Origin of the sequence: Kitasatospora sp. NPDC057512, assembly GCF_042802135.1 — a bacterium.
Taxonomy (GTDB): Bacteria; Actinomycetota; Actinomycetes; order Streptomycetales; family Streptomycetaceae; genus Kitasatospora.
Genome location: NZ_JBHVET010000565.1, coordinates 1 through 5,871 on the forward strand (window position 1 = coordinate 1; position 5,871 = coordinate 5,871).

General features: G+C 75.5%; 3 protein-coding genes. All 3 read right to left on the reverse strand.

Annotated elements, in window-relative coordinates:
* Positions 1–185: 185 nt before the first annotated feature.
* Complete coding sequence (locus ACFU6K_RS29130; RefSeq protein ID WP_380667987.1) at positions 186–1,592, reverse strand: DHA2 family efflux MFS transporter permease subunit; 1,407 nt, start codon at positions 1,590–1,592, stop codon at positions 186–188.
* Complete coding sequence (locus ACFU6K_RS29135) at positions 1,589–1,774, reverse strand: MbtH family protein (RefSeq protein WP_049656914.1); 186 nt, start codon at positions 1,772–1,774, stop codon at positions 1,589–1,591. The genes ACFU6K_RS29130 and ACFU6K_RS29135 overlap by 4 nt, the downstream gene beginning before the upstream one ends.
* On the reverse strand, positions 1,771–5,871 hold a 4,101-nt coding region (locus ACFU6K_RS29140), incomplete at its 5' end, for an amino acid adenylation domain-containing protein (protein WP_380667989.1). The genes ACFU6K_RS29140 and ACFU6K_RS29135, both read right to left, overlap by 4 nt.

Sequence of the window (5,871 nt, forward strand, 5' to 3'; positions counted from 1 at the left end):
GCCCATCCGCGGGTGGTCGCGGATGGGCTTCCCGCTCCCGTCGTTGTCGGGGTCGGGGTCGGGGTCGGGGTCGGACGGCGGGACGATCCGGTACCGGGGCGCTGCTCCCGTACCCGGTGTGGTGGTCGTCCGCCGGGCCGCACGGCGCGGGCGGGCGGGCGGGCGGACGACCATCGGCCGAGGCCTCAGTCCTCCGGCGGCGGGCCCGGGGCGTCGGCCGGGAGGCGGGCGGCCAGGAGGGCGCCGGCGGCGACCAGGGCCGCCGTGAGCCCGAGGGCGAGCCGGTACGGTCCGGCGCCCGCGTCGTCGCCGAACGCGCCGATCAGCGCGGCGGTGGCGGCGATGCCGAGGGCGCCGCCGAGCGTGCGCAGGATGGTGAACAGGCCCATCGCGCGGCCCATCGCGGGCGGCGGGACGTCGGCGAAGCCGGCGATCTGGACGGTGAGCACGGCGGTGCCCAGCACCAGCCCGACGGCGAACATCAACGCCCGTACGGCCCACGGGTTCTCCGCGAAGCCGAGCGCGGCCAGCACGGCCGCCGCCAGCAGCAGCCCGGGCAGGGCCAGCCGGCGCGGGCCGAGGCGGGGCAGCAGGCGGTCCACCACCTGCGAGGCGGCCATCAGGCCGATGGCCTCCGGGAAGACGCTCAGCCCGGCGTCCAGGGCGGTGGCGCCGCGCGCCGCCTGGTAGAGCAGCGGCAGCACGAACAGGGCGCCCATCAGCCCGGCCGAGGTCAGCAGGGCCAGCCAGCTCGCCGTGCCGAAGGTCCGGTCGGCGAGCAGTCGAAGGTCCACCAGGGGTTCGGCGGTGCACAGTTGGTGCCGTACGGCGGCGCCGAGCAGGGCCAGGCCGAGCAGTCCACCGAGGGCCACGCCCGGAGAGGTCCAACCGTGCGCCGGGCCGAAGCCGAGGGCGTAGGTGAGCAGCCCGAGGCCGGGGGTGGCGAGCAGGAAGCCGGTGGTGTCGAAGCGGCCGGCCGGGGGCTCCGGTTCGCCGCGCAGGCCGATCAGCCCGATCAGCACGGCGGCCGCGCCGATCGGCACGTTGACCAGGAACAGCCAGTGCCAGGACAGGTGTTCGGTGAGGAAGCCGCCGAGCGGCGGCCCGAGGGCGGGCATCAGCGCGGTCGGGACGATCAGGATGCGGCCCAGGCCGGCCCGCTCGTGCGGGGCGAAGGCCCGGAACAGCAGGGTCATCCCGACCGGTGTGAGCAGCCCGCCGGCCACGCCCTGGACGGCCCGGGCGGCGGACAGCGTTCCCAGGCCGGGCGCCGCCGCGCAGAGCGCGGAGGCGAGGGTGAAGGCGGCGAGCGAGCCGAGGAAGACCCGCTTGACGCCGTACCGGTCGCCGAGCCAGCCGGCCACCGGCAGGCCGAGGGCGAGGCCGACCAGGAAGGCGGTCTCCACGGCGTTCGCCGCCGAGACCGGGCGGCCGAAGTCCTCGGCGATGCTGAACAGCGCCGGGTTGACGATGGTCGAGTCCAGGCCGTTCATGCACATCGCGGCCGTGTAGACGACCACCACCGCGGCGCGCCCCGCGAGCAGGGGGCGCGCCGGGGCCTGGGCCGCCGGAGGGGTTGCCGGAGGGGTCACAGCGTGGTCCAGTGCGCGGTGATCCACTCCAGGGCGGCCGGTCGCTCACAGGGGCCGTGGGCGACGGTCCAACCGGCCGGGACGGCGGCGAAGGCGGGCCACAGGGAGTGCTGTCCCTCGGCGTTGACGAGCGCGAGGAACTCGCCGTCGGCGTCGAAGGGGTTGGCGGGGGCGTCACTCATCGGTGGTCTTCTCCATCGTCGGTCTTCTTGTCGGACTGCTTGAGGTGGTCGGCGATCACGCTCGCGATGTGCGCGATCGGCTCGGGCAGGGTCATGTCCTTGTGGGAGCAGGCCACGTCGGTGTTGGCGATCCGGCCGGACACGTACGGGGTCCAGAGCTCGGGCACCAGGGTGTCGTCGATGGTGTCGACGGTGGCGCGGAAGAACAGCACGTCGCCGTCGAAGCGGCGGTGGTCGTAGCCGCGCACCAGGTGGTTGGTGTTGAGGTAGATCCGGTTGAGCGCGGCCACGGTGCTCTCGTCGAGCCCGGCGAGCGGGCTGCCCTCGCGACGCAACAGCGCGGTGACGGCGCCGAGTTCGAGCGGCAGGCCGTCGAGGTCGTCCGGTCCGAAGCCGCCCATGGTGAGCAGCGCCTCCAGCGCCTCGGCCTGGTCGGGGACGGGCAGCTCGCGGAAGCCCTCGGCCGGGTAGGCGTCCAGGACGGCGAGCAACTCGACCTCCTGGCCCAGCTCCTGGAGCCGGACGGCCACCGCGTGCGCGATGATCCCGCCGGTGGACCAGCCGAGCAGCCGGTACGGGCCCTCGGGCTGGACCTCGCGCAGCCGGTCGGCGTAGTGCGCGGCCAGCTCCTCCAGCGTTTCCGGCAGCGGGAGTTCGGCGGTGGCGGCGCCGACGCCCTGGGCCTGGAGGCCGTAGATCGGCACCTCGCCGGGCAGGTTGCGGATCAGGCCGGTGTAGCACCAGCTGAGGCCGCCGGCCGGGTGGACGGCGAACAGCGGGCGCTGCCGGCCGGGGGCGACGGGCCGCAGCGGCAGCAGCACGTCCAGGGCGTCGGCGCCGGGCGCGCCCGCCGCGAGGGCGGCGTCCAGGGCGGCCACGGTGGACGCCTGGAACAGCGCGCCGATGCCGACCTCCAGTCCGAGCACCTCGCGGATCCGCCCGGCGAGGCGCACGACCAGCAGCGAGTGCCCGCCGAGCGCGAAGAAGTCGTCCTCGACGCCGACCGCGGCCACGCCCAGCACCTCGGCGAACAGTTCGCACAGCTGCTGCTCGCGCGGGGTGCGCGGCGGGCGGCCGGCGCCCGCGGCGGGAGCCTCGGGCGCGGGCAGGGCGCGGCGGTCGAGCTTGCCGTTGGCGGTCAGCGGCAGGCGGTCGAGCAGGACGACGGCGGAGGGCACCATGTGGGCGGGCAGTTCGGCGGCGGCGTGGGCGCGCAGCTCGTCCGGGGTGGCGCTGCCGAGCGGCGCGTCGGTGCCGACCGACGTGACCGCGTAGCCGACCAGCCGCTTGTCCCCCGGTACGTCCTCCCGCACCACCACGGCGGCGTCGGCGACGGCCGGGTGGGCGGCCAGCACGGCCTCGATCTCGCCGAGTTCGATCCGGAAGCCGCGCAGCTTGACCTGCTGGTCGGCGCGGCCGAAGTACTCCAGGACGCCGTCGGCGCGACGCCGGGCGAGGTCCCCGGAGCGGTACATCCGGGTGCCGTGCTCGCCGAACAGCGCGGCGTACGGGTCGGCGACGAAGCGGGTGGCGGTCAGCTCGGGGCGGCCGAGGTAGCCGCGGGCCAGGCCCGCCCCGGCCACGTACATCTCGCCGGTGACGCCGGGCGGGACGGGCTGGAGGTGCCGGTCGAGGACGTAGACCCGCAGGTCGGGGATGTTGACGCCGATGGTGCTGCTGCTCCCGGCGGCGGCGCTCGCCCGGTCCAGGGCGATGTACGAGACGTGCACGGTGGTCTCGGTGATGCCGTACATGTTGACCAGAGTGGGCGCGTCCTCGGCGTGCCGGTCGTACCAGTCGTCCAGCCGGGCGAGTTCGAGCGCCTCGCCCCCGAACACCACGTAGCGCAGGGCGAGTTCGCTGCCGGGGCGGTCCCGGTCGGCGGCGCTGAGCTGGTAGAAGGCGGACGGCGTCTGGTTGAGCACGGTGACCCGCTCGCGGGCGAGCAGGTCCAGGAAGGCCGCCGGGTCGCGGCTGACCAGATGCGGGACGACGACCAGTCGGCCGCCGTGCAGCAGGGCGCCCCACAGCTCCCAGACCGAGAAGTCGAAGGCGTAGGAGTGGAACAGCGTCCACACGTCCTCGGCGCCGAAGCCGAACCAGTGGTCGGTGGCGCCGAACAGCCGGACCACGTTGCGGTGGGTGACCGGCACGCCCTTGGGCCGGCCGGTGGAGCCGGAGGTGTAGATGACGTACGCGGTGTCCTCGGCGCGCAGCGGGCGGGTGCGCTCGTGCTGGGCGAGCGGGACGGCCGGGAAGGCGTCGGACTCCGGCCCGTCGACCAGGAGTTGCCGCACCTCGTGGGCGGGCAGCCGGGGTGCGGTGGCGCGGTCCGTGAGCAGGGCGGCCGGGGCGGCGTCGGCCAGCATGTAGGCGAGCCGGTCGGCCGGGTAGTCGGGGTCGAGCGGCAGGTAGGCGGCGCCGGACTTGGCCACCGCCAGCAGGGCGACGACGAGTTCGAGCGAGCGCGGCAGGGCGAGCGCGACGATGGTGCCGGGGCCGATGCCCTCGGCGGCCAGCAGCCGGGCCAGCCGGTCGGAGCGGGCGGCGAGTTCGGTGTAGTCGAGCTGCTCGTCCTGGTAACTGACGGCGGAGGCGGTCGGGTTGGCGGCGGCGGCCGCCTCGAAGAGCTCCGGCAGGGTGGCGTCCGACGCCGTGTCCACCGCCGGGCCGTTCCACTCGACCAGGGCGCGCAGCCGCTCCTCCTCGCCGATCAGCGGCAGCAGGCCGATCGGGGTGTCGGGAGCGCTCGCGGCGGCGGTGAGCAGCCGGGTCAGGCGCTCCCCGAGGGCGGCCACGGTGGCGGCGTCGAAGAGGTCGGTGCGGTACTCCAGGAAGCCGCCGATGCCGCCGCCGGACAGTTCCCCGGCGTTGAGCGTGAGGTCGAACTTGGCGGTGCCGCTGGGGATCGCGGCGATGTCGGCGGCGAGGCCGCCGCCCAGGGCGGTCCGCTCGTCCGGGCGGCTCTGCCAGGCGAGCATCACCTGGAACAGCGGGTGGCGGGCGAGCGAGCGGGCCGGGTTGAGCTCCTCGACCAGGCGGTCGAAGGGCAGTTCGGCGTGCTCGTGCGCGGCGAGTACGGTGCCGCGGACCCGGGCCAGCAGCTCGCGGAAGGTCGGGTCGCCGGACGTGTCGGTGCGCAGCACCACCGAGTTGACGAAGTAGCCGACCAGTGCGGCGGTCTCCTCGTCCTCCCGGCCGGCCACCGGGGTGCCGATCGGGATGTCGGTGCCGGCGCCGTGCCGGGTGAGCAGGGCGGCGAGCCCGGCCTGGACGGCCATGAAGACGGTGCTGTCGGCGGCCCGGGCGAGCCCGGCCAGGGCGGTGTGCGCCTCGGCGCCGAGCGCGAAGGGCACGGTGGCCCCCTGGTGGCCGGCCACGGCCGGACGGGGGCGGTCGAGCGGAAGCTCCAGCTGGTCGGGCAGTCCGGCGAGCGCGGCGCGCCAGTGCTCCACCTGCCGGACGGCGAGCGGGCTGGGCGCGTCGGCGGTGCCGAGCCGCTCCCGCTGCCAGGCCGCGTGGTCGGCGAACTGGACGGCGAGCTCCGGCAGTTCCGGATCCCGTCCGGCGGTCCTGGCGCTGTAGGCGGCGGCCAGGTCGCGCAGCAGCGGGGTGGTGGAGGCGCCGTCGCTCGCGATGTGGTGGAGCAGCAGGAGCAGGGTGTGCCGCTCGGGGCCTTCGGTGAACAGGCTTGCGCGCAGCGGCGGTTCGGCGGTCAGGTCGAAGGCGTACCGGACTTCGTCGGTCAGCTCTCCGGTGCTCTCGTGGAGTTCGGGCCGGAACTCGGGGAGGATCCGCTGGTACGGCGTGCCGTCCGGCTCCTCCCCGTAGACGGTGCGCAGGACTTCGTGCCGGGCGACGAGGTCGCCGAGGGCGAGAGTGAGGGCGCGCCGGTCGAGCGGGCCGGTGAGGGTGAGCGCCAGCGGGATGTTGTAGGTGGGGCTGGGGCCTTCGAGGCGGTGCAGGAACCAGAGCCCGCGCTGGGCGGGCGACAGCGGCATCCGCTCGGTGCGCGGTACGGGCACCAGGGCGGGGCGGTGGTCGGCCACCGCCGGGTCGGGCAGGGCAGCCTGGTCGAGCAGCTCTGCGAGGCCTGC

Bases quoted from the DNA above. Each gene is read 5' to 3' on its own strand.
- ACFU6K_RS29135 (WP_049656914.1), bottom strand. From the start codon at position 1,774: ATGAGTGACGCCCCCGCCAACCCCTTCGACGCCGACGGCGAGTTCCTC.